The following is a 23,021-nucleotide window of genomic DNA, read 5'->3' as shown; positions in this document are numbered from 1 at the left end:
CTAGCGTTGCTGCAATAGGTGCAATCCCTTCAGCAGGATCAAGGCCTGGTTGAACTGGTAGTCGTGCTTCGACACGATCTCGGCCGGATCGAACGGCGCTTTCTTGTCGCTCTTGTCCTTGCCGGCATCCTTCTTGTCGGTCTTCGGTTTTTCCGGTTTCGCTGTCTGCTCCTGGCCGTTGGCAAGGTGGCGTTCGAGGTCCGATTCGTGCAATTCCATGCCGGCCTCGTTGGCGCTGATCGTGGCCTCTTCCACCGTGATGTCGGGGGTGATGCCCTTGGCCTGGATCGAACGGCCGTTTGGCGTGAAATAGCGCGCGGTGGTCAGCTTGATCGCTGTGCCGTTGTTGAGCGGCAGAATGGTCTGGACCGAGCCCTTGCCGAAGCTCTGGGTGCCGACGACCAGGGCGCGCTTGTGGTCCTGCAGGGCGCCGGCGACGATCTCCGAGGCCGAGGCCGAGCCGCCGTTGACCAGGACGACCATGGGCACGCTGCGGGTCCAGGCCGGCAGGTTCTTCAGATAGTCGGCCTCGCCGCCGCGCAGATAGTGGTCGCGCCGAACCGAGAGCTGCATCTTGGCCTCCTCGGTGCGGCCCTCGGTGTAGACCACCAACTGGTCCGGCTTGAGGAAGGCGCCGGCGACGCCGACCGCGGTGTTGAGCAGGCCGCCTGGATCGTTGCGCAGGTCGAGCACCAGGCCCTGGAGCGCGCCCTTGTTGCTCGCCTCCAGATCCTTCAGGGCCGCGACCAGGTTGTCGCCGGTGTGTTCCTGGAACTGGGTGACGCGGACATAGCCGTAGCCCGGCTCGACCAGCTTGTGCTTGACGCTCTTGATCTTGATCACCGCCCGGGTGAGGGTGATCACCAGGGGCTTGCTGTCGCCCTTGCGCAGGATGGTCAGCACGATATCGGTGTTGGGTTTGCCGCGCATGCGTTTGACCGCTTCGTTCAAGGTCATGCCCTTCACTGGCGTGTCGTCGAGCTTGATGATCAGGTCGCCGCTCTTGAGGCCGGCGCGATAGGCGGGGGTGTCCTCGATCGGCGAGACGACCTTGACGAAGCCGTCTTCCATGCCGACCTCGATGCCGAGGCCGCCGAATTCGCCTTGGGTACCGACCTGCAGTTCCTTGAACGCCTCGGCGTCGAGATAGGCCGAGTGCGGGTCGAGGCCGGAGAGCATGCCGTTGATCGCCTCGGTGATCAGCTTTTTGTCTTCTACCGGCTCGACGTAATCGCTCTTGATCTTGCCGAAGATCTCGGAGAAGGCGCGCAGGTCCTCGATCGGCAGCGGCTCGGGCTCGCGCTCGGCGATGGCCGAATAGTTCAGGGTGAGCGCCGCGCCGATCAGCGCGCCCATGGTGATGAGGCCGATTTGTTTCAACTTGCCGGACATGCTGTGCTCTATCCCACTGATCGCTATTGGACCCAGCTTAAGGGGTCGAAGGGTTTGCCCTGGTGCCTGAGTTCAAAATACAGGCCGTGCTCGGACTGGCCGCCGGTGTTGCCGACCGCGGCCACCACGTCGCCGGCCCTGACGCTGTCGCCCACTTGTTTATACAGACTTTCATTATTGCTGTATAGGCTGAGGAAGCCGTCGCCGTGGTCGACCACCAGCAGGTTGCCGAAGCCGCGCAGCCAGTCGGCGAAGGCGACCCGGCCGCTGGCCACGACCCGCACCCCCTGGCCCTCCGGCGCCCGGATGAAGACGCCCTTCCAGGACGGCCCGCCGCCTTCGCGGGCCTGGCCGAAGCGGGCGGTGATGGTGCCGGCCACAGGCAGCGCCAGCCGGCCCTTGAGCTTGGCGAAGTCGAGACCGGCCAGGCTGGCGTCGGGTACCTGGCTGGTCTTGCGTCCGGGGGCGGTCAGGGTCTTGGCCGGCTTCAGCGCGAGCCGGCTCAGGCGTTCGATCAGCTGGCTCAGGCGTTTCTCGTCGCGGACCAGGCTGGCGACTTGTTTGCGCTGTTGCTGAATCTGCTGGGACAGGCTGGTCAAGACTTCTTGCCGCGCCTTCTTCTCTTTTTCCAGATCCTTGCGCTGCTGTAGACGCTCGCCCTTCACCTTCTCGATTCGGTCTTTGCGTTCTTCGGCTTGGCGCTGCAGGGCATCCAGGCGGTCAAGGCTGGCCTGGTGGTTGCGGATCAGCTCGGCGCGAGCCCGGCCGATGTGGCGGTAATACTCGAGATCGCGCGCCGTCTCGCCCGGGCTCTTGCCGCTGAGCAGTAACTTGAGCGCATCGGCATCGCCCTGCCGCTGGTGCTGGCGCAAGAGTTCGGCCAGGCGGGCCTGCTGGTTGTCGAGACCGCGCTGGGTCTGGCGGATATTGCCCTGGATGTCCTTGAGTTCCTCGCTCAGGCCCTGTTGGCGCTGATCGAGTTCGCGCAGGGCGCGGTTGACGTCACTGATCCTGCGTTCGGACTGCTTAAGCGAATCGGCCGCCTCGGCTCGGTCTTCCTTGGCCTGCTCGATCTCTTTCTTGAGCTGGTCGATGCGACCGCGCAGCTCCTTGAGTTCGCGCTGCCTGGGGTCGGTGGCCGCGAGGGCCGTAGTGGCGAAGAGCGTGCAGAGGAGGAGGGTCCCGAGCCGCACGGTCACCACTAGGATTGGGCTGCCCTGGGAGCGGGCGCCGCCGCCTCGCTGTCGAACTCGATCAGCGGGTGGCCGGTCATTTCCATCGGCTGTGGCAGACCCATCATCCTGAGCAGGGTCGGGGCGACGTCTTCCAGGGCGCCGTGGTCGGCGACCTTGGCCGGGCGGCCGATGTAGAGGAAAGGCACCAGGTTGGTGGTGTGGGCGGTGTGGGCCTGGGTGGTGAAGACGTCGAGCATGGTCTCGGCGTTGCCATGGTCGGCGGTGATCAACACCTCGCCGCCGATACCGCGCATGGCCTCGACCACGCGACCCAGGCACTGGTCGATCACCTCGATCGCCTGCTTGGCGGCGTCATAGATGCCAGTGTGGCCAACCATGTCGGCATTGGCATAGTTGCAGATGATGGCGTCGAACTTGCGGCTCTCGATGGCGGCGATCAGCTTGTCGGTCACCTCATAGGCGCTCATCTCGGGCTTGAGGTCGTAGGTGGCGACGTCGGGCGAATTGACCAGAACCCGTTCCTCGCCGGGATAGACGGTTTCCTGGCCGCCGTTGAAGAAGTAGGTCACGTGCGGGTATTTCTCGGTCTCGGCGATGCGCAACTGGTGCAGGCCCAGGCTGGAGACATATTCGCCGAAGCCGTTCTTGATCCGCTCCGGCGGGAAGGCCACGGGCACGTCGAATTCGCTGCTGTAGCTGGTCAGGGTGCAGAAATCCGACAGTTGGGGCACGTATTCGCGGTCGAATTCGGCGAAACCAGGCTCGATGAAGGTGCGGCAAAGCTGCCGGGCCCGGTCCGAGCGGAAGTTCATGAAGGCGATGGCGTCGCCGTCTTCCATGCGCACGGGCTGGCTGCCGGCCGGCACGACGGCGGTGGCCTTGACGAACTCGTCGGTCTCGCCGCGGGCATAGGCCATCTCCAGCGCTTCGAGCGCGCTGCCGGCCTGGTAGGGGGCGCGGCCCTGGGTCAGGAGGTCGTAGGCGGCCTTCACCCGCTGCCAGCGGCGGTCGCGATCCATGGCGAAATAGCGACCGATGACCGAAACGATGCGGCCGGTCTGCAGTTTTTCGGTCTTCTCCTGCAGGCGCTTGATGAAGGCCTCGGCGCTCTTGGGCGGAGTGTCGCGGCCATCGAGGAAGATGTGCAGATAGACCTTTTCCAGTTTCTGCCGGGCGGCCAGTTCCAGCATGGCGTGGATGTGCTGCTCGTGGCTGTGGACGCCGCCGTCCGAGAGCAGGCCCAGGATATGCAGTGCCGTGCCGCGCGCCTTGGCTTCGGCGATGCTGTGCTTCAGCGCCGGGTTCTCGAAGAAGTTGCCGGTCTGGATCGAGCGCTCGATGCGGGTGAATTCCTGGTAGACCACGCGGCCGGCGCCGATGTTGAGATGGCCGACCTCGGAGTTGCCCATCTGGCCGCGGGGCAGGCCGACGGCGGCCTCGGAGGCCTGAATCAGGGTATGCGGAAACTGCTGCCAGTATTTGTCCCAATTGGGCTTGCTTGCGTTGGCGATGGCATTGAACGGGTCGGCGGCCCGACAACCGAAGCCATCGAGGATGATCAGCAAAACAGGCTTTACGGCAGGAGGCATTAGATGATTTTTTTAACTCGGTCTGACATTTTTTTCGGAAGGTATTTTAGTATATTTGAATACTGTTTGCGATAGGCTTACACTGTAAAAACAGAGGGCCAAATAATCAGGGATAGCGGCACGGAGCAAAAGCCATGAGCGAAGCGAGCGAATTGATTCAGAAAGACGAGCATATCGAGCAAGCCTCCCGTGCCCTGAAGGCCATGTCCCACCCCTTGCGCCTGAAGATTCTTTGCGTTTTGGGTGACCGCGAGGTCAGCGTGCAGGAAATCGTCGACAGCGTAGGCACCTCCCAAAGCAACATCTCCCAGCATCTGGCCATCCTGCGCGACAAGGGTGTCCTGCGCACCCGCAAGGACGCCAATCGCGTCTACTACCGCGTCGGCGATACCCGCACCCTGCAACTCATCAGCATGATGCGCGACGTCTTCTGCGCCTTCGCGCGCTGAGTCGCTGGCGTTTCTTCCCCGGAGCCGTTAGGCTAAGAGCCTGTCTCATAAAATCCTGTGGAGCGCGTTGCCGTCAGAAACGGATGGATGCAAGGCGTGGTGCGCGGGCAATGGTCGTTCCATTGCCAAGCGCCGCAACGCGGCAGACGCCGTTTCTGACGGCAACCCTTCGGGATGGGGCGATTTTGCCACAGGCCTTTGTCGCGCCCCGCTTGTTTGGAACGACCAAACCGCGCGTTGCGCTTCGCGGCCTGCGTCAAAATCGCCGCCATCGCGCCCATAGGATTTTATGAGACAGGCTCTAAGACCCGCTGCGCCGTTGCACCCTGTCCTGAATCGGCAATACTGAAGAAGGTTTGCGGGCGTATTCGCGCCTCGTGCGTTAAAAGAACAAGGTGGCTATGACCAGACCGTTTACCCTGATCGCCCTGGCCGTGACGGCCCTGGGTTGGCAAGCGGCCCGGGCCGAAGCGCTCAGCCTCAGCCAGGCCATCGAGGCCGCACTCAACCAGAATGCCAGCCTGGCCGTCAGCCAGGCCCGGGTCGGCCAGGCCGAGGCCGCCCTGCGCCAGGCCGAGGCCGCCCGCTGGCCCAATCTGGGCTTGGCCATGAGCGCCTCGCGCACCAACGATCCCCTATCCGCCTTCGGCGCCAAGCTTGGCCAGCGCGCGGTCAGCGCGGCGGATTTCCAGCCGGCCGCGATGAATCACCCCGGCGACGTCGACAATTTCAATACCCGGCTCGAGGTGCAGGTGCCGCTCTATACCGGCGGCCTGCTCAGCAGTCAGATCGACCAGGCCCAGGCCCGCTCCCAGGCCGCCCGGCTGGGTGATGCCTCGACCCGCCAGCAGGTCATCCAGCAAGTCACCCTGGCCTACCAGGGGGTGCACACCGCCCGTGCCTATATCAAGGTGGCGCAACAATCCAAACAGGCGGCCGAGGAGGCCCTGCGGGCGACCGAGCGCCTGCATGCCGAGGGCATCGCGATCAAGAGCGATCTGCTCTCGGCCCGGGTCAACCTGGAAGAGGCCAAGCTCAAGCTGGCCGAGGGGCTGCGCCTGGAATCGGGCGCCCTCGACCGGCTGAAGACCCTGATCGGCCGTCCGCTGGCCGAGCCGATCGAGGTGGGCGCCGAGACCATGCCCGCCGGGTTGGCCGGTGAAGAGGCGGCCCTGCGCGATCAGGCCCGGGCCGAGCATCCTGATCTCAATGCCCTGCGCCACGAGCGCGATGCCGCCCGGGCACGGATCGCGGCGGCGCGCGCCGGCGGTCGGCCACAGCTGAGCCTGATGGGTCGCCAGGAGTGGAACGACAAGACTGCGGGTTTTGATGCCTCGTCCTATACCGTTGCCGGCGTCCTGTCCTGGCGCCTGTTCGATGCCGGGGTGACCGGCGCCGCGGTCGACCAGGCCCGGGCGGCCGAGCTCGAGGCCGCCGCCCGCCTGCGCCAGGCCGAGGAAGGAGTGGCCTTGCAGGTGGCCGAGGCCCGGCGCCTGGCCCTGGAGGCCGAGGCGCGCATCGCCGCGCGCGAGGCGGCCGTGGCCCAGGCCGAGGAGGCCCAGCGGCTGATGAAGAAGCGTTATGAGAACGGCATCATCAATCTGGTGGAATTGCTCGCCGGCCAGGCCCAGCTGGATCGCGCCCGGGCCGACCTGGTGGCGGCCCGCCATGACCTGGTGGCGGCCCGCACCGAGTTGCGGCGGGCGGTGGGCGTTTTGAGCGTGGAGCCATGATGAAAGCGACAACGATGAACAAATGGCAGGGTGGCCTGCTGGCCGCTTTGTTGTTCGGCAGCCTGGTCGGTTGCGGCGGAGGCGAGCAGCCTGGCCAGGCCGCCCCCGGCAAGACGGTGAAGGCCGAGATCGGCGTGGTCCGGGCAAGCCGGGTGGCCGAGCAATATCCGGCGCCGGCGACCCTGGTCGCGCTGGAATCGGTGCCGGTGGCCTCGCGCATCATGGGCTACATCCGGGCCATCGACGTGGTCGAGGGCCAGGCGGTCAAGGCCGGCCAGCGCCTGTTCACCATCGACGCCACCGACGCCAGGAGCCAGGCCGACCAGGCCAATGCCGCCTTGGCCGACGCCAAGGCCAATTTCGATCGCTTCGCCAACCTGTACAAGGACGAGGCGGTCAGCCGCCAGCAGTACGAGAAGATGAAGCTGGCCTACGACCAGGCGCGCGCCGCGGCCGACAGCGCCAACAACCAGCTGCGCTACGCCGTGGTCGTCTCGCCCATCGCCGGCGTGGTCACCCAGAAGCTGGGCAATGCCGGCAGCCTGGCGAGCCCGGGCCAGCCGGTGGTGGTGGTGGAGAACCCCGCCCGCCTGCAGGTGCAGACCCAGGTCGGGGAGGAGGTCCTGCGCCAGATCAAGCCGGGCGATGTCGTGCCGGTCGAGGTCGATGGCATGAGCGGCGTGGTCGAGGCCCGGGTCGCGCGCATCTCGCCGGCGGCCGACCCCGTCTCCCGCACCTTCCTGGTCAAGCTCGACATCGCCGCGCCGGGCCTCAAGAGCGGCCTGTTCGCCCGGGCCCTGTTCAAGATGGGCGAGCGCGACGGCCTGCTGGTGCCGAAGAACGCCCTGGTCGAGCGCGCCGGCATCGTCGGCCTGTTCGTGGTCGATGCCCAGGGCATGGCCCATTTCCGCATGGTGCGCACCGGGGCCGAGCACAACGGCCAGGTCGAGATCCAGGCCGGTCTGTCGGCCGGCGAGCGCATCGTCGTCAACGGCGCGGACAAGCTGGAATCCGGCGACCGCGTGCAGGGCTGAGGCGAGGACTGAACAATGGATGAACCCCGCCGCCGACGCAGTGACATGAACATCGCCGGCAAGCTGGCCGGGGCCTTTCTCACCTCCAAGATCACGCCGCTGATGATCCTGGCCCTGTTCCTGACCGGGGCCCTGGCCTTGTATCTGACGCCGCGCGAATACAACCCGCAGATCGTGGTGCCGGCGGCCAACATCATGGTGGCCAAGCCGGGCGCCTCGCCCGAGGAGATCCACAACCTGATCGTCCGCCCGCTCGAGGCGATCATGCATGCCCAGTCCGGCGTCGACCACACCTATGGCTATGCCGCCAACGACGTCGGCGTGGTCACGGTGCAGTTCAAGGTCGGCCAGGACCAGGAGATCAGCCTGGTCAAGCTCTACAACCAGCTGGTGCAGAACTGGGACAAGATCCCGCCGGGCGCGATGGAGCCGGTGGTGCGGCCGATCAACGTCGACGACGTGCCCATCCTCACCCTCACCCTGAGCTCGCGCACGCACGACGACCACGAGGTGCGCGAGGTGGCGGCGCGCCTGCTGGAACATCTGCGCAATGTGCCCGGCGTCTCCTTCACCCAGGTCATCGGCGGCCGCACCCGCGCCATCAATGTCTGGATCGACCCGGCCCGGCTGGCCGCGGCCCAGCTCAGCCTGGAGCAGGTCGATCGCATGCTGCGCGGGGCCAATGTCTCGGCGCCGCTCGGCCAGGTGGTCAGGGACAACCTGAGCCGTCCCCTGCGCCTGGACGGTTTCCTCGGCTCGGCCCGCGAGGTGGGCGATATCGTGATCGGCGTCGCCCACGGTCGGCCGGTCTACCTCAAGGACGTGGCGCGGATCGAGGACGGCGGGGCCGAGGCGGAAGAGGCCTCCTGGATCGCCTTCGGTGCCGGCGCGGCGGGCAAGTCGAAGAGTCCAACGCCTGCGGTAACCATCGCCATCGCCAAGCGAGCGGGCGAGAATGCGGTGGTGGTCTCGCGCGCCGTGCTCGACAAGCTGGAGGCGCTCAAGCGCCAGGCGGTGCCGCAGGGCATCGAGATCACCGTCACCCGCGACGACGGCGAGCGGGCCAACGCCGCGGTCAACCTGCTGGTCGAGCACCTGGGCATCGCCATCGTCAGCGTGGTGCTTTTGATGTGGTGGTTCCTCGGCTGGCGCGAGGCGGGTATCGTCACCATGACCATCCCGCTGATCCTGTTCATCGTGCTGGCCGTGGGTTACTTCACCGGCCAGACCATCAACCGCATCACCCTGTTCGCCCTCATTCTGGCCCTGGGCCTCCTGGTCGACGACTCCATCGTGGTGATCGAGAACATCCACCGCCATCTGCATCATGGCAAGGCCAAGGCCGAGGAATTCGGACGCACACTGCTCCTGGCGACCAACGAGATCGGCAATCCGACCAACGTGGCCACCCTGACCGTGATGCTGGCTTTCATCCCCATGGCCTTCGTCACCGGCATGATGGGCCCGTTCATGCGGCCGATCCCGATCAACGTGCCGGTGGCCATGCTCGCCTCGCTGTTCATCGCCTATGCCGTGGTGCCCTGGGCGGCCAATCTCTGGCTCAAGGGCAAGGCTATGCGCGAAATGGCCGACCGGCCTTGCATGGAGGAAAAGGACAGCGAACCCAACGACCCCTTGCGCCGGGCCTATCTGGCGGTGCTGCGGCCGTTCATGGACGATGCCCGCCGGCGCAACGCCTTCTTCGGCATCGTCCTGGCCATGCTGGGCGCGGCCATGGTCATGCCGGCCTGGCAGTTCGTCCGCCCCGCCGGCATGAACGGGCCGCTGTCGCTATTCGGCGTCGAGCTCAAGATGCTGCCCAACGACAACACCAACACCCTGCTCTTGCAGATCGACATGCCGGCCGGCACCGCCCTGGCCGGCACCGACCGGGTGGTGCGCGCCGTGGGCGAGGCGATCGCGCCCAATCCCCACATCGTCGACTTTCAAGCCTTCCTCGGCCAGCCGGCGCCGATCGACTTCGCTGCCCTGGTTCGCGGCGACATGGTCAAGCGCGGCGAGAATCTGGCCCAGATCCGGGTCAATCTGGTCGACAAGCATGACCGTTGGGCTTCCTCGCATGACATCGCGGCCCAGATCGACAAGGCCCTGAAGCCGGTGCGCCAGGCTTATCCCCAGGCCAAGCTGAAGATCTACGAGACCCCGCCGGGGCCGCCGGTGCCCTCGCAGATCCTGGCCGAACTCTATGGCCCGGATTACGACAAGCTGCGCGCCGCCGCGACGGAAGTGTCGGCCGCCTTCGGCCAGATCTACGGCCTGATCAACGTCGACGACTCGGTCACCGCCGACGTCGACAGCTATGAGGTCAAGGTCGATGCCGAGCGGGCCATGCTGGCCGGGGTGGCGCCGGGCCAGGTGGCCAAGCTCTTGCGCGACTATGTCTCCGGTTTCGCCATCGGCACCCTGCACGAAGACGGCGCCCGCGAGCCGATCGAGATCAAGGTGCGCCTGCCGCGCGCGCTGCGCACCACGCCGGAAGCCCTGATGGCGCTCAGGGTGAGCAATCCCCAGGGCGTGCAGATTCCGCTGGGCGAGCTGGCGACGGTGACCCGCGTGGTGCAGGCCAAGCCGATCTACGGCCGCGACCAGCACTCCATGGTGACCGTGGGCGGCGAGATGCTGACCTCGAGCCCGGTCTATGCCGTGCTCGCCCTGGACCAGATGCTGGACGAGGTCCGGCTGAAGACCGGCGTCGCCTTCGCCACCGGCAACATGGGCTTCGTCGAGGCCGAACCGCGCGACGTCAAGGACTACACCCTGCTCTGGGGCGGCGAGATGCGGCTGACCCTGGATGTCTTCCGCGACCTGGGTTCGGCCTTCATCGTCGCCCTGATCCTGATCTATCTGACCCTGACCGCCTATTACAAGTCGTTCATGCTGCCGCTGATCGTGATGGGCGCCATCCCGCTCACCCTGATCGGCGTCTTCCCCGGCCACTGGGCGACCGGCCAGGCCTTCACCGCCACCTCCATGATCGGCGCCATCGCCCTGGCCGGCATCGTGGTGCGCAACTCGCTGCTCCTGATCGACTTCATCCTCGACTACCGCGCCAAGGGGTACGACCTGGACGAGGCGGTGATGGAGGCGGGCGCGGTGCGCTTCAGGCCCATTCTGCTCACGGCCCTGGCCATCATCGCCGGCTCGGCGATCATGATCACCGACCCGGTGTTCGGCGGTCTGGCGGTGTCGCTGATCTTCGGCACCTTCGCCTCGACCGCCCTGACCCTGATCGTGATCCCGCTGTTCTATCTGCTCTGGCAGCGGCGGGTACCGGCCTGAGCCGAGCAGCCCGGCCGGGGTTGCAGACCGGCCGGGCCGCCCCCATGTAAAATCCCGTTCTTGAACCCGTTAATAGGAGTGTTCCGATGACCATCGAACGCATCATCCGCAGCATGGCCGGCTTCATGACCCTGCTGTCCCTGGCCCTGGCCCATTTCCTCGGCCAGGTCGACCTGACCCAGGTCTCCTGGCTCTGGCTGACCGCCTTCGTCGGCCTCAATCTGTTCCAGTCCGGCTTCACCGGGCTATGCCCGCCGGCGGCCCTGCTCAAGAAGCTGGGCTTCAAGGAAACCGGCTCCTGCTGTTCCTGAGGACGCCCGCCAGTCATGGAATTCATTCAACAGAATATCTGGACGGTGCTGCTGGCCGTGATGTCCGGCTTCATGCTGGTGATGCCGAGCTTCCGCCGTTTCAGCGGGGTCAAGCAGATCGGCCCGCAAGAGGCGGTGCTGCTGATGAACCACGACGAGGCCCTGGTGCTCGACGTGCGCGAGCAGTCCGAATTCTTCGACGGTCACATCGCCAAGGCCAAGCACATCCCGCTGGGTGCCCTGGCCAAGCGGCTGGACGAGCTGGAGAAGTACAAGGACAAGCCGGTGGTCGCGGTCTGCCGCAGCGGCAGCCGCTCTGGCATGGCCTGCGGCACCCTGCGCCGCGCCGGCTTCCAGAACGTGCACAACCTCGACGGTGGCATGATGGCCTGGGAACGGGCCGGCCTGCCCAAGGAGAGGAAGTAGGCAGGGACGCTGCCCGTCCCGCGCTCCCCATCTGAAGAGAAGAGAACCGTTATGCCCCACGTGAAAATGTATTGCACCGGCGTCTGCCCCTACTGCGTCATGGCCGAAAAGCTTTTGAACAAAAAGGGCGTGACCGAGATCGAGAAGATCCGGGTCGATCTCGACCCCCAGCAACGGGAAGAGATGATGCGCATCACCGGCCGGCGCACGGTGCCCCAGGTCTTCATCGGCGAGCGCCATATCGGCGGCTTCGACGATCTGTCGGCGCTCGATGCCGAGGGCGGCCTGGACCCCCTGCTCGCTGCCTGAAACTGGCCGGCCGACGGTCGGGCTGTCATGACCAAGCGGCTATAATGGGCCGCTTCTTTTCATTCCAGGACCATCATGAGCGACAACGAACAAGGCCAGGCCGCCGCCCCGGTTTTCAGCATCGAGAAGATCTACGTCAAGGACCTGTCGATCGAGGTGCCCAACGCGCCCCAGGTCTTTCTGGAGCAGGGCGCGCCCCAGATCAACATGGAGATCGCCACCCAGATCGACGCCCTGGAGACCGGCATCTACGAGTGCCGGCTGACGGTGACCGTCACCGCCAAGGCCGAGGACAAGGTGTATTTCCTGGTCGAGGTGCGCCAGGCCGGCATCTTCCGCATCCAGGACGTGCCGCAGGAGGCCTTGGAGCCGACCCTGGCCATCGCCTGCCCGAACATCCTGTTCCCCTACGCCCGCGAGGCGGTGGCCGACGCCACCGTGCGCGCCGGCTTCCCGCCCATCCACCTGCAGCCGGTCAACTTCGAGGCCCTCTACCTGCAGCAGAAGCAGGCCCAGGCCTCGGCGCAGGTCAACTGATCGACGGATAGCGGAGCCGCGGTGAAGATCGCCGTCTTGGGGGCGGGTGCCTGGGGCACCGGGCTGGCGGTGCGCTGGGCCGGCTCGGCCCAGGTGACGCTCTGGGCACGCAACCCCGAACATCTGGCCGCGATGCGGGCGAGCCGGTGCAATGAGCGCTATCTGCCGAATGTCGCGTTGCCCGAAGCGCTCGGCCTCGCCAGCGATCTTGCCGAGGCGGTGCGCGGTGTCGATTACCTCGTGGCCGCCGTGCCGAGCGCGGGTTTTCGCGGCTTGCTCCAGCAATTGGCCGAGCTCCGTTGCCGGCTGCCGCTGGTCTGGCTGTGCAAGGGCTTCGAGGCGGGCAGCATGAAGCTGCCGCATGCGGTGCTGGCCGAGGCCTGGGCCGGGCGCGGCCCGGCCGGCGTGCTGTCCGGCCCCAGTTTCGCCCAGGAGGTGGCGGCCGGCCAGCCGGCGGCCCTGACCCTGGCCGCTGCCGACGAGGCCTTCGCCCGCCGGGCGGCCCAGGACCTGCACGCCCCGGCCCTGCGCCTCTATTCCAGCAGCGACGTGATCGGGGTCGAGATCGGCGGGGCCCTGAAGAACGTGATCGCCATCGCCGCCGGGGTCAGCGACGGCCTCGGCTTCGGCCACAACGCCCGCGCCGCCCTGGTCACCCGCGGCCTGGCCGAGATGACCCGGCTCGGCCTCAAACTGGGCGGCCGGATGGAGACCTTCATGGGCCTGTCCGGCCTGGGCGATCTCATCCTCACCTGCACCGGCGACCTCTCGCGCAACCGCCAAGTCGGCCTGCGCCTGGCCCAGGGCCAGAGCCTGGAGGGCATCCTGCGCGAGCTGGGCCATATCGCCGAGGGCGTGACCACCGCCCGCGAGGCCTGCCGCCTGGCCGGCGAGCTGAGCATCGAGATGCCCATCGCCGATGCCGTGCGCCGTCTGCTCGATTCCGAGCTGACGCCGAAGGAGGCGGTGGCGGCCCTGCTCAACCGCGAACAAAAGGACGAGGGGGTTTAACAGGCCGTTGAAAAACTACTGCGGTGGGCCATCTGCGGCGTTGCGCGGTGCTCGCTCCCTCGCCTATCTATTTGATATGTGGCTACGCCGAAACTCACTTCGTTCGTTTTCTCGGTCGCTGCGCTCCGTGCGCCTTGCATCTGGCCATCCTCGCTACGTTTTTCAACGGCCTGTTACCCCCCTGGCAGCCCGCGCCCCGCAGAGGGCATGACACCCTGCCCGTATTTATCGTGCGGCGCGTTTGCCCCCTCACCCCTGCCCTCTCCCCGCAGGGGAGAGGGGGACGCGGTGCCGCTGCGCGGCGCTGCCTTAACCGCCGCCGACAAAGCCATTCCGGCGCCAGGCCTCGAACACCGTCACCGCCACCGCGTTGGACAGGTTGAGGCTGCGCTGGCCCGGCCGCATCGGCAGGCGGATGCGGTTTTCTTCGGCGATCTTTGCCAACACCTCCGATGGCAGGCCGCGGGTCTCCGGCCCGAACAGCAGCACGTCGCCCGGCTGATACGCGACCTCGGTGTAAAGCGTTTGCCCGCGGGTGCTGAAGGCGAACAGGCGCCTGCCGGCGAAATGGGCCCGCGCCGCGGCCCAGTCCTTGTGCAATCGCAGGTCGGCGTATTCGTGATAGTCGAGGCCTGCCCGCCGCAACTGCTTGTCTTCCAGGGCGAAGCCCAGGGGTTCGATCAGGTGCAGCCGGCAGCCGGTGTTGGCGGCCAGGCGGATGATGTTGCCGGTGTTGGGTGGAATCTCGGGTTGGAACAGCAAAATGTCGAACATCGCTTGAGCTTGCGGCGCTGAGCCGATAAGTTACGAAGATTGGCATGAAAGGGGAATGATGGCACGGCCGGAGAAGATCCGACTCGGTGATGTGCTGGTGGCGCAGAAGGTGATCTCGCAGGCCCAGCTTGCCGACGCGCTCGACCGCCAGCGCCAGAGCGGGCGCAAACTGGGCCGAGTCCTGGTCGAGAACGGTTACGCCAGCGAGGAGCAGATCTCGATGGCGATCGCCCGCCAGATGAACATCCCCTTCGTCGATCTGCGCCGCATCCAGGTCAAGCCCGACATCGTCCGCCTGCTGCCCGAGCAGACCGCCCGCCGCTTCCGCGCCGTGGTGCTGGAGAACCGCGACAGCGGCGTGCTGGTGGCCATGGCCGATCCCACCGACATCTTCGCTTACGACGAGATCGTCCGGGTGCTCAAGAAAACGGTCGAGCTGGCGGTGGTGACCGAGAGCGCGCTCGGCCAGTTCATCGACGGCGTCTACCGCCGGACCGACGAGATCAGCGAGTTGGCGCGCAGCCTGTCCGAGGAGCTGGGCAGCGAGGCGATCGACATCAGCCAGCTCGCCAGCACCGGGGCGGCCGAGGATGCCCCCGTCGTGCGGCTGCTGCAAAGCATCTTCGAGGATGCCTTGCAGGTCGGCGCCTCCGACATCCACATCGAGCCTACCGACATCCGGCTGCAGATCCGGGTCCGGATCGACGGTGTGCTCCATGTCTCGACCGAGGCCGACCGCCGCATCGGCCCGGCCCTGATCCAGCGCCTGAAGCTCATGGGCGAGATGGACATCGCGGAAAAGCGCCTGCCGCAGGACGGCCGTTTCGTGGTCCGTGTGCAGCAGAAGCAGATCGACGTGCGCCTCTCGGTCATCCCCGTCCAGTATGGCGAGTCGGCGGTGATGCGCCTGCTCGCCGGCGGCGGCGAGGTGACTTTGGAGAACACGGGCATTCCGGCCGAGACCCTGGAGCGCTTCCAGCGCCTGATCCACCGGCCCAATGGCCTGGTCCTGGTCACCGGCCCGACCGGCAGCGGCAAGACCACCACGCTCTACGGCGCCCTGTCCGAGCTGAACAGCCCCGAGGTGAAGATCCTCACCGTCGAGGACCCGGTCGAATACCGCCTGCCCGGCATCAACCAGGTGCAGGTGGCCGAGAAGATCGACCTCACTTTCGCCCGCGCCCTGCGCGCCTTCCTGCGGCAAGACCCGGACGTCATCCTGGTCGGCGAGATGCGCGACCAGGAGACCGCGCTGATCGCCCTGCGCGCGGCGCTGACCGGCCACCTGGTGCTGTCCACCCTGCATACCAACGACGCCGCCTCGGCCGCCGCCCGGCTGATGGACATGGGGGCGCCGCCTTATCTCTTGGCCAGCTCGTTGATCGGCATCATGGCCCAGCGTCTGGTGCGCAAGCTTTGCCCCATGTGCGCCGAGGTGATGCCGCTCACGCCGACCGAACGGATCTGGCTCAAGCCCGAACTGGACAAGGGCTTGAGCGCGGAGGGGTTCAAGCGCGGTCGCGGCTGCCCGCATTGCAACTTCACCGGCTACAAGGGCCGTCAGGGCGTGTTCGAGCTCCTCGAGATCGACGCCACCCTGGCCGGCCTGCTCAATTCCGGCAACACCAAATTGTTCTATGAGGCGGCCAAACGCAAGCTGGCTGGCCGCACCTTGCACGACGAAGCCGTACGCCTGGCGGTCGAGGGGGTCACCAGCGTGGCCGAGGCCATGCGCGCCGCCCACCAGTCCGAGGATTGACCCGGCATGCCGGCCTTCGCCTACAAGGCGCGCAACAGCCGGGGCGAGCTGCTGACCGGCCGGCAGGAAGGGACAAGCCCCGAGGCGGTGGCCGACGAGCTTGCGCGCTCAGGTCTGATCCCGGTCGAGGTGAGGCCGGCCAAGGCGACGGGCGAATTCAAGCTCAGCCTGCCCAAGCTGCTCGGCGACAGGGTGAGCGACCTCGATCTGATGTTGTTCGTGCGTCAGATGAACAGCCTGCTCAAGGCCGGGGTGCCGATTCTGCGGGCGCTCACCTCGCTGGCCGATTCCGCGGTGAAGCCGGCCCTGCGCAATGTGCTCAACGGCATCAGGGAAGGCCTGGCGGCCGGCCGCGAGCTGTCGGTCAGTCTGCGCCGCTACCCCAATGTCTTCCCGGATTTCTTCGTCAACATGGTGCGGGTGGGGGAGACCACCGGCCGGCTGGAGGAGGTCTTCCTCCGTCTCTATCACCACTACGAGTTCGAGATCGACATGCGCGAGCGGGTGAAGGGGGCCCTGCGCTATCCGGCCTTCGTCGTCGTCGCCATCCTGGCCGCCATCGTGGTGATCAACGTCGTGGTCATTCCGGCCTTCGCCAAGGTCTATGCCCAGGCCAAGGTCGAATTGCCGCTGCTCACCCGCATCCTGATCGGTACTTCCGACTGGATGGTCCACTGGTGGCCGCTGCTGTTGGGTCTGCTGGTACTGATCGTCATCGGTTTCCGGCTCTGGGTCGGCACCCCGGCCGGGGCCTATCACTGGAGCCGCCTCCTGCTCAAATTGCCCATCGCCGGCAAGATCGTGCACAAGGCGGCGCTCGCCCGTTTCGCCAAGAGCCTGGCCGTGGGCCATGCCAGCGGCCTGCCCATCACCCAGAACCTGACCAGCGTCGCCCGGGTGGTCGACAACGTTTATCTCGCCAGCCGCATCGAGCAGATGCGCGACGGCGTCGAACGGGGCGAGAGCCTGACCCGGGTGGCCGCCGCCGCTGGCGTCTTCACCCCGGTGGTGCTGCAGATGCTGGCGGTGGGCGAGGAGACCGGCGACATCGAGCGTCTTCTGAACGAGGTCGGCGACATGTACCAACGCGATGTCGAGTACGAGGTGAAGGCCCTGTCCGACCAGATCGAGCCCATCCTGATCGTGGTCATGGGCATCCTGGTGCTCATCGTCGCCCTGGGTGTCTTCCTGCCGCTGTGGGATTTGGGCAAAACCATGCTCAGGCGCTGAGCTTCCCCCTAAAGTTTTCTCGTTTTTTCGCCGATTACGTAGATATACTTACAACTGCTTGCAGCAGCCTGGCGGTAGCCAACACCACTTCTGGAAGGAGTCAGAACATGCGTACCCAGCAATCCGGTTTCACCCTGGTCGAACTGATCATGGTCATCGTCATCATCGGCATCCTGGCCGCCGCGGCCCTGCCGCGCTTCGCCAATTTGCAAGGCGATGCTCGACACGCTAAAGGCCAGGCCATTCTGGGGTCGGTGCGCTCTGCCTCGAACATCGCCCATGCCCAGGCGCTGGCGCGCAACATCGTTAACGGCAATATCACGATGGAAGATACAAACGTGGCCATGGTCAGCGGTTATCCTGCGGCTTCCGGTGGCATCCTCGCTGCCGCAAACATCAATGCTGCCACCGACGATGTAACGACCACTTTGTCGGGTGGCACTCAAATGATCATCCAGATCAATGGCGCGCAGAATCCTGCAAATTGCCAGATTACGTATACCGAGGGCACCCCGCCGACCATCACCTACAACGGCTCCGCTGACAACTGCTTGTGACCGGTCGTGAATCGGGCTACAGCCTGATCGAACTGGTCGGTGTCCTCGCCCTCCTGGGGATACTGGCCGCGGTCGGGCTGTCCCGCTTCACCAGCACCGAAACCTTCGCCGCCCGCGGCTTTTACGACGAGGCGGCGAATTTTTTGCGCTATGCCCAGAAGCAGGCCATCGCCCGGCATGGGGCGGTCGCCGTCCAGCTCATCGGTAACGGCCTGAGCCTGCAGGGGGCGCCCGGTCCCGCCGGCGAGGCCCCCTACCAGATCGCGGCACCCGGTGGCGTCAGCCTGGCGGCCACGGTGTCCAGCCTGAGTTTCGATGCGCTCGGGCGCCCGAGCACCGCCGCCGTGTTCACCTTCACCGAGCAGGATGGCCTGGTCCGGTCGCTCACCGTCCATGCGGAAACGGGCTATGTCCAATGAGCGCGCTTCCCTGATCCGCCGGCAACCGCCCGCCTGCGCCAAGCAGTCCGGTGTCAGCCTGGTCGAACTGATCCTGTTCATCGTCATCGTCGGCATCGCGGTGGCGGCCGTGCTCCAGATCTATGGCGTCACCGCCCGGGCCAATGCCGATCCCCTCCTGCGGCGCCAGTCGCTCGCCATCGCCCAGGCCCTGATGGAAGAGATCAGCTACAAGGCGGCGAGCAATCCGCCCGGCGGTTTTACCGGGCCCTGCACCCCGGCCAACCGCTGGCTGTTCGACGATGTGGTCGATTACAGCGGCTTTTCCCTGGCCGGCATCGCCGATCTGACCAACGTGCCGATCTCCGGGCTGGAGAACTACCAACTGAACGTCGCGGTGGTTTCGGCCGCCTTCGGGCCGGTGCCCATTTCCGCCGGTCTGCGCATCACCGTCACCGTGACCGATCCGGTCGGCGAGTCCACGGTGCTGGAGGGTTATCGTGCCAGCTACCCTTAGGCGGCGTGCCGGCGGCTTCAGCCTGATCGAGCTGATCGTGGTCATGGTCATCGTCGGCCTCCTGGCCGGCATGATCGCGCTGTTCATCGTCAACCCGGTGCGCGGCTATCTCGACTCGAGCCGGCGCGCGGTGCTGGTCGATATCGCCAACACCGCGCTCATGCGCATGGCGCGCGATGTGCGCCTGGCCCTGCCCAACAGCGTGCGGGTGCGGCAGAACGGCGGCGTGTTTTATCTGGAATTTCTCCTGCTCGACGGCGGCGGGCGTTATCGGGAGCAGATCGGCGCGGCCGGCGACGACCCGCTCGATTTCGCCACCCGGGGGGTCAGCACCGACACCCGCTTCGACCTGCTCGGCCCGCCGATCAGCATGGCGGCCGGCGCGGAAATCGTCATCTACAACCTGGCGCTCGATGCCGACACCGACGCCTACCAGGGCGGCAATCGCCGCGCCTACACTGGCACGCTCGGCACGGTGAGCCGGATCGATTTCGCCGCGGCACCGGGCGGGGCGCCCTTCCCCATGGAATCGCCCGCCCGCCGCTTCCATGTCGTGCGCAGTCCCGTCACCTATGCCTGCAATCCGGCCACCGGCGAGCTGCGGCGTTATGCCGGCTATGGCATCGGCGCGGCCCAGCCGGCCGACCAGGCCAGCCCGCCCCTGAGCACCGCCGGCAACAACAATCTGTTGGCCAGCAAGGTGAGCCGCTGCCGCTTCGCCTATGTGCCGGGGGCCTCGGAGACGCTGGGCCAACTGACCTTGTGGCTGGAGCTGACGGACGAAGGCGAGTCGGTCAGTCTGTATCGCGAAGTGGTGGTGAGCAATGAGCCGTAAGCAAACCGGTTTCGTGCTGCCGGCGGCCATCTTTCTGCTGGTGGTGCTGGGTGCGCTGGCGGCCTATTTGACAAATGTCACGCGGATCAATCTGGCGATGAACAATCTGGAACTGGAAGGCGAACGCGCCTATTGGGCGGCCCAGGCCGGGGCCGAGGCCGGCATCTACCAGGCGGCCGTGCTCGGCCTGTGCGTCACCCAGGACATCGCCCTTGCCGGGGAGCTCAACCGCTTCGTCGCCACGGTGAGCTGCAGCCAAACCAACGCCAACGAGGGCGGGCAGCCGGTCCGCCTCTTCCAGATCACCAGCGTGGCCTGCAACGATCCGGCGGCCGCCAGCCCGCGCTGCCCGAACGGGGCCTCGGTTTCGGCCGAATACGTCGAGCGCCAGGTCGGCGCCATGGTGGAAAACTGAGCATGCGCTGGATCCGCCGGCTTTCCCTCTTCGCCGTCGTCGGCATGCTCTGGGCCGGCGCGGCGCAGGGCGCCATCAGCCTGGTCGGCACCACCTCGGCCACGACCGCCATCAATGGCTCCAATTCGATCACCCTGAGCTATCCGGCGGGGCTGGCCGCCGACGATGTGCTGATCGCCCAGGTGGCGGTGCGGGGCAACCGCACCATCACGGCGCCGGCGGGCTGGAACCAGATCAGCCGGGTCAACAACGGTTCGACCCTGACCCAGGCCATCTTCTGGAAGCTGGCCGGCGCCAGCAATCCGCTCAGCGAGGTCTGGCGCTTCAGCAACTCCGGCCGCGGCGTCGGCGCCATGGCCGCCTATCGGGGGGTCGATCCCTTCACGCCGATCGACGCCTTCTCCGCCCGGACCAATGCCAGCAGCGCCAGCATTACCGCCAATTCGGTCACGCCCACGGTGAGCGGCGTCTGGCTGGTCGGCCTCTTCGCCCATGCCCGCGGCGGCGTCAGCCTCACGCCGCCGGCCACCATGATCGAGCGGGTGGAGCAGGTGCTCACGCCCAGCCCGGCCGGCAACGGCATTGCCCTGGAGCTGGCCGACGAGGCCTATGCCGGCGGCACGGCGCCGACCGGCAACCGGGTCGCCACGGCCAGCGCGGCGGCGGCCAACATCGGCCATCTCCTGGCCTTGCGGCCTGCCACCCTGGGGCCGGCCAGTCTGCTGGCGGACTACCGCTTCGATGAATGCGCCTATACCGGCGCGCCGGGCGAGGTCATCGACAGCACCGGCAATTACCCGGCCACCTCAAGAAACGGCCTGACCACCAGTGTGCCGGGCAAGATCCAGCGCATGGCCAACTTCGATACCTATGGGCGCTGGGTCTCGGCCAGCATCCCCATCGGCACCAGCTGGACCTTGAGTGCCTGGCTCTATCTGCCCATTGTCACCACCCATCGCTATCACGTCCTGGCCTCGGTGGCCGGCGGTGGCGATCTGATGTTTCTGGATCGTGACAACAATTACCGCTGGGGGGTCTATGCGTCGGGCGCCTCGAGCACCGGCAGCTTCCAGTTCGGCACCCTGGCGGCCGGGTGGCACCACGTGTTGTTGCGCGCCAACGGCAATGTCACCCAGCTGTTCGTCGATGGTCTCTATCGCGACCAGGTCAATCGCAAGGCGGCGGGCAACCTGACCTATCTGGGCACCTCCTACGACAATGTCGACACCAGCGCGGCCCAGGGCATCGGCACCCCGGTTGACGAGATGCGCCTGTACGCCGGGGTTCTCTCCGGCGCGCAGATCGCCAGCCTTTATGCCAACCAGAATGCCGGGCTCAATGCCGACGGCACGCCGCGCGCGCCGGTGAACTGCCCGGTGATCGGCCAGCCGCGCGAGTTCAACGCCTGCGAGGTGAGCACGCCCGCCTGCGTGCCGGTCCCGGGCACGATCGACCCCCTCGCGGCCTATGCCAACCTGCATACCAAGCGGCGTGGCGTGGCCGGCTATCAGCTCGACCTGGTGCGTCTGCGCAGCGACGGCACCCTGTCCGATCGTTTCGACGGCGACGTGGACATCCGGCTCTATGCCAACGCCAATCCGGTCGAGGTCATCGACGGCTTCAACTGCCCGGCCAGCCAGACGGCCATCATCAACCTCGGGACCGTGCGCTTCGACAACGGCCGGGCCCGGGTCACCCTGCCGGCCTTTGCCACGGCCTATCGCGACGTGCGGGTGCGCTTCGAGTGCAGCCGGCGCGAGTGCGGTAGCGCCGTCAACGCCTGCTCCAGCGACCGCTTCGCGGTGCGGCCGGATGCCCTGTCGGTGACCACCGATCGCAATGCCGATCCGATCGGCACCAGCACCAGCGCCACCGCCTATGCGGCCGGCGCGCCATTCGTCATGACCGCGGCCGGCGGCGCCGGCTACAACGGCGTGCCCAGCCTCGACCCGGGCCAGGTCGAGGCCCATGCCGGCGCCCTGGTGACGGGCCAGCTCGTGGCGGCCTTCACGGCGGGCGATGCCGGCGGCAACGCCATCGCCAACAGCGCGACCTACTCCGAGGTGGGCTATTTCCGGCTCGGGGCCCAGGCCGTGTACGACGCGAACTTCACCCTGGTCGATCAATATCCCCTGGTCGGCTGCAGCAACGGCTTTGCCAACCCCGCGCCCGGCGCCGGCCTGCCCGGCTGCAAGTTCGGCAATCCCGCCACCACGCCCTATTTCGGCCGCTTCCGGCCGGATCACTTCAAACTGAGCGGCGGCGCCCATACCCCGGCCTGCGAGGCCGCGGGCAAGACCGCCTTTACCTATCTGGGCCAGGAATTCGGCATCGACTTCAGCCTGACCGCCAACAACGCCAGCGGCCTGCGTACCTACAACTACAAAGACGGCTTCGCCAAGCTGGCGCCGACCAGCGTGGCCGCCTTCAATTTCGCCCCGCTCAATCTGGCGCCCGATGACGTGGCCGCGCGCCTGGCGCTGCCGGCCGCGCTGACGGGTGACTGGTCGGACGGCGGGCAGGCCGACTTCAGCGGGCTGTTCCGGGTACGCCGCCTGGACGGCACGGTGAGCAAATCGGACGGGGCCCGGCCGGTGCGGCCGGACGGCCCTTATCCCGATTTCAAGCTCACCGCGCGGCCGGTCGATGGCGATGGCGTCACCCTGCTACCGGCCGATCTGGATGCCGATACCGATGCCACGCCGGGCAACGACCATCAACAGATCGCCGGCGGCCTCTTGCGCTTCGGCCGCCTGCGCCTGGCCAACGCCACCGGTTCCGAGCGTCTGGCCCTGCCGATCCAGGCCAGCGTGCAATACTGGGATGGCACCGGCATGGTGACCCACGGCGACGACGACTGCAGCGCGATCCCGGCGCTGGCGGCCGTGGCCCAGACCTCGCCCCTGAGCCCCGGCCTGACCTTCTATCCCGAGTCGGGCGTCAACCAGCTGGCGGCCGGGGAGACGGCGCCGCTGCTCAACCCGCCGCCGATCGCCGACGGCCTCTTTTCGCTGACGCTCAGCGCCCCGGGGGCAGGTAACTTCGGCTATCTCGATCTCGTGCTCGATGCCCCGGCCTGGCTCAAGTACAACTGGGACGGCATCGACCAGGCGACGGATGGCGACTGGCTGGACGACAACCCGCGCGCCCGCGCCGCCTTCGGCAAGCGCCATGGTTCGGAGCGGGTGATCCTGCGGCGGGAACTGTATTGATATGATGCCGACCATGACCGGACACCGCCGTCCCAAC

The 23,021-nt window shown here is 66.7% G+C and carries 21 protein-coding genes; 17 read left to right on the top strand and 4 right to left on the bottom strand.

Annotated elements, in window-relative coordinates; genetic code table 11:
- The 3 genes from EL388_RS12615 to gpmI are packed head-to-tail and all read right to left on the bottom strand — an operon-like array spanning window position 1 to window position 4,177.
- Entirely contained in the window at window positions 1-1,392 is a 1,392-nt protein-coding gene (locus EL388_RS12615) for a S41 family peptidase (protein WP_126463741.1), read from the bottom strand.
- Between the two features lie 23 nt (window positions 1,393-1,415).
- Window positions 1,416-2,585, bottom strand: a complete 1,170-nt coding sequence (locus tag EL388_RS12610; protein ID WP_165919142.1) for a murein hydrolase activator EnvC family protein — start codon at window positions 2,583-2,585, stop codon at window positions 1,416-1,418.
- An 8-nt stretch (window positions 2,586-2,593) separates the two neighbouring features.
- Window positions 2,594-4,177, bottom strand: coding sequence for a 2,3-bisphosphoglycerate-independent phosphoglycerate mutase (gpmI, locus tag EL388_RS12605; protein ID WP_126463739.1), 1,584 nt, complete (start codon window positions 4,175-4,177; stop codon window positions 2,594-2,596).
- 134 nt (window positions 4,178-4,311) lie between these two features.
- Here gpmI and EL388_RS12600 point away from each other — a divergent pair, with 134 nt between their 5' ends.
- The 9 genes from EL388_RS12600 (at window position 4,312) to EL388_RS12560 (ending at window position 13,287) form a co-directional block, all read left to right on the top strand.
- Window positions 4,312-4,626 carry an ArsR/SmtB family transcription factor gene (locus EL388_RS12600; RefSeq protein WP_126463738.1) on the top strand — a complete coding sequence of 105 codons (315 nt, stop codon included), beginning with the start codon at window positions 4,312-4,314 and terminating at the stop codon, window positions 4,624-4,626.
- A 401-nt stretch (window positions 4,627-5,027) separates the two neighbouring features.
- A complete protein-coding gene (locus EL388_RS12595; RefSeq protein WP_126463737.1) occupies window positions 5,028-6,359 on the top strand; it encodes a TolC family protein in 1,332 nt (443 codons plus the stop codon).
- Between the two features lie 14 nt (window positions 6,360-6,373).
- Window positions 6,374-7,393 carry an efflux RND transporter periplasmic adaptor subunit gene (locus tag EL388_RS12590; protein WP_165919143.1) on the top strand — a complete coding sequence of 340 codons (1,020 nt, stop codon included), beginning with the start codon at window positions 6,374-6,376 and terminating at the stop codon, window positions 7,391-7,393.
- 15 nt (window positions 7,394-7,408) lie between these two features.
- Window positions 7,409-10,693: an efflux RND transporter permease subunit gene (locus EL388_RS12585; protein WP_126463735.1), complete on the top strand. Its 3,285-nt coding sequence runs from the start codon at window positions 7,409-7,411 to the stop codon at window positions 10,691-10,693.
- Window positions 10,694-10,779: 86 nt separating this feature from the next.
- A complete protein-coding gene (locus EL388_RS12580) occupies window positions 10,780-11,004 on the top strand; it encodes a YgaP family membrane protein (protein ID WP_126463734.1) in 225 nt (74 codons plus the stop codon).
- A 15-nt stretch (window positions 11,005-11,019) separates the two neighbouring features.
- Window positions 11,020-11,430 (top strand): rhodanese-like domain-containing protein, encoded by a 411-nt coding sequence (locus EL388_RS12575; protein ID WP_126463733.1) that lies wholly within the window; start codon window positions 11,020-11,022, stop codon window positions 11,428-11,430.
- A gap of 51 nt (window positions 11,431-11,481) precedes the next feature.
- Complete coding sequence (gene grxC, locus EL388_RS12570) at window positions 11,482-11,739, top strand: glutaredoxin 3 (RefSeq protein ID WP_126463732.1); 258 nt, start codon at window positions 11,482-11,484, stop codon at window positions 11,737-11,739.
- 75 nt (window positions 11,740-11,814) lie between these two features.
- Complete coding sequence (gene secB, locus EL388_RS12565) at window positions 11,815-12,276, top strand: protein-export chaperone SecB (protein WP_126463731.1); 462 nt, start codon at window positions 11,815-11,817, stop codon at window positions 12,274-12,276.
- A 21-nt stretch (window positions 12,277-12,297) separates the two neighbouring features.
- Window positions 12,298-13,287 carry an NAD(P)H-dependent glycerol-3-phosphate dehydrogenase gene (locus tag EL388_RS12560; protein WP_126463730.1) on the top strand — a complete coding sequence of 330 codons (990 nt, stop codon included), beginning with the start codon at window positions 12,298-12,300 and terminating at the stop codon, window positions 13,285-13,287.
- Window positions 13,288-13,596: 309 nt separating this feature from the next.
- Here EL388_RS12560 and EL388_RS12555 read toward each other — a convergent pair whose 3' ends face one another.
- Window positions 13,597-14,061 carry a tRNA (cytidine(34)-2'-O)-methyltransferase gene (locus EL388_RS12555; RefSeq protein WP_126463729.1) on the bottom strand — a complete coding sequence of 155 codons (465 nt, stop codon included), beginning with the start codon at window positions 14,059-14,061 and terminating at the stop codon, window positions 13,597-13,599.
- 55 nt (window positions 14,062-14,116) lie between these two features.
- Between EL388_RS12555 and EL388_RS12550 the strand changes: the two genes are divergently transcribed.
- The 8 genes from EL388_RS12550 (at window position 14,117) to EL388_RS12515 (ending at window position 22,984) form a co-directional block, all read left to right on the top strand.
- On the top strand, window positions 14,117-15,820 hold the full coding sequence (locus tag EL388_RS12550) for a GspE/PulE family protein (protein ID WP_338057660.1): 1,704 nt from the start codon (window positions 14,117-14,119) through the stop codon (window positions 15,818-15,820).
- Between the two features lie 6 nt (window positions 15,821-15,826).
- Window positions 15,827-17,050 (top strand): type II secretion system F family protein, encoded by a 1,224-nt coding sequence (locus EL388_RS12545; RefSeq protein WP_126463728.1) that lies wholly within the window; start codon window positions 15,827-15,829, stop codon window positions 17,048-17,050.
- Window positions 17,051-17,157: 107 nt separating this feature from the next.
- Window positions 17,158-17,607, top strand: a complete 450-nt coding sequence (locus tag EL388_RS14355; protein WP_126463727.1) for a type II secretion system protein — start codon at window positions 17,158-17,160, stop codon at window positions 17,605-17,607.
- Window positions 17,604-18,026: a GspH/FimT family pseudopilin gene (locus tag EL388_RS12535; RefSeq protein ID WP_165919144.1), complete on the top strand. Its 423-nt coding sequence runs from the start codon at window positions 17,604-17,606 to the stop codon at window positions 18,024-18,026. Before EL388_RS14355 ends, EL388_RS12535 begins: the two co-directional genes overlap by 4 nt.
- The gene (locus EL388_RS12530; protein ID WP_126463725.1) at window positions 18,016-18,522 is read left to right on the top strand and encodes a type II secretion system protein; all 507 of its coding nucleotides are present in this window, start codon (window positions 18,016-18,018) and stop codon (window positions 18,520-18,522) included. Before EL388_RS12535 ends, EL388_RS12530 begins: the two co-directional genes overlap by 11 nt.
- A complete protein-coding gene (locus tag EL388_RS12525; RefSeq protein WP_165919145.1) occupies window positions 18,506-19,357 on the top strand; it encodes a prepilin-type N-terminal cleavage/methylation domain-containing protein in 852 nt (283 codons plus the stop codon). Before EL388_RS12530 ends, EL388_RS12525 begins: the two co-directional genes overlap by 17 nt.
- Window positions 19,347-19,772: an agglutinin biogenesis protein MshP gene (locus EL388_RS12520; RefSeq protein ID WP_126463723.1), complete on the top strand. Its 426-nt coding sequence runs from the start codon at window positions 19,347-19,349 to the stop codon at window positions 19,770-19,772. The genes EL388_RS12525 and EL388_RS12520 overlap by 11 nt, the downstream gene beginning before the upstream one ends.
- Window positions 19,773-19,774: 2 nt before the next feature.
- Window positions 19,775-22,984 carry a DUF6701 domain-containing protein gene (locus tag EL388_RS12515; protein ID WP_126463722.1) on the top strand — a complete coding sequence of 1,070 codons (3,210 nt, stop codon included), beginning with the start codon at window positions 19,775-19,777 and terminating at the stop codon, window positions 22,982-22,984.
- Window positions 22,985-23,021 lie beyond the last annotated feature (37 nt).

Source organism: Sulfuritortus calidifontis (assembly GCF_003967275.1).
GTDB classification, from domain to species: domain Bacteria; phylum Pseudomonadota; class Gammaproteobacteria; order Burkholderiales; family Thiobacillaceae; genus Sulfuritortus; species Sulfuritortus calidifontis.
This window is presented reverse-complemented; position numbering and strand designations above follow the sequence as displayed.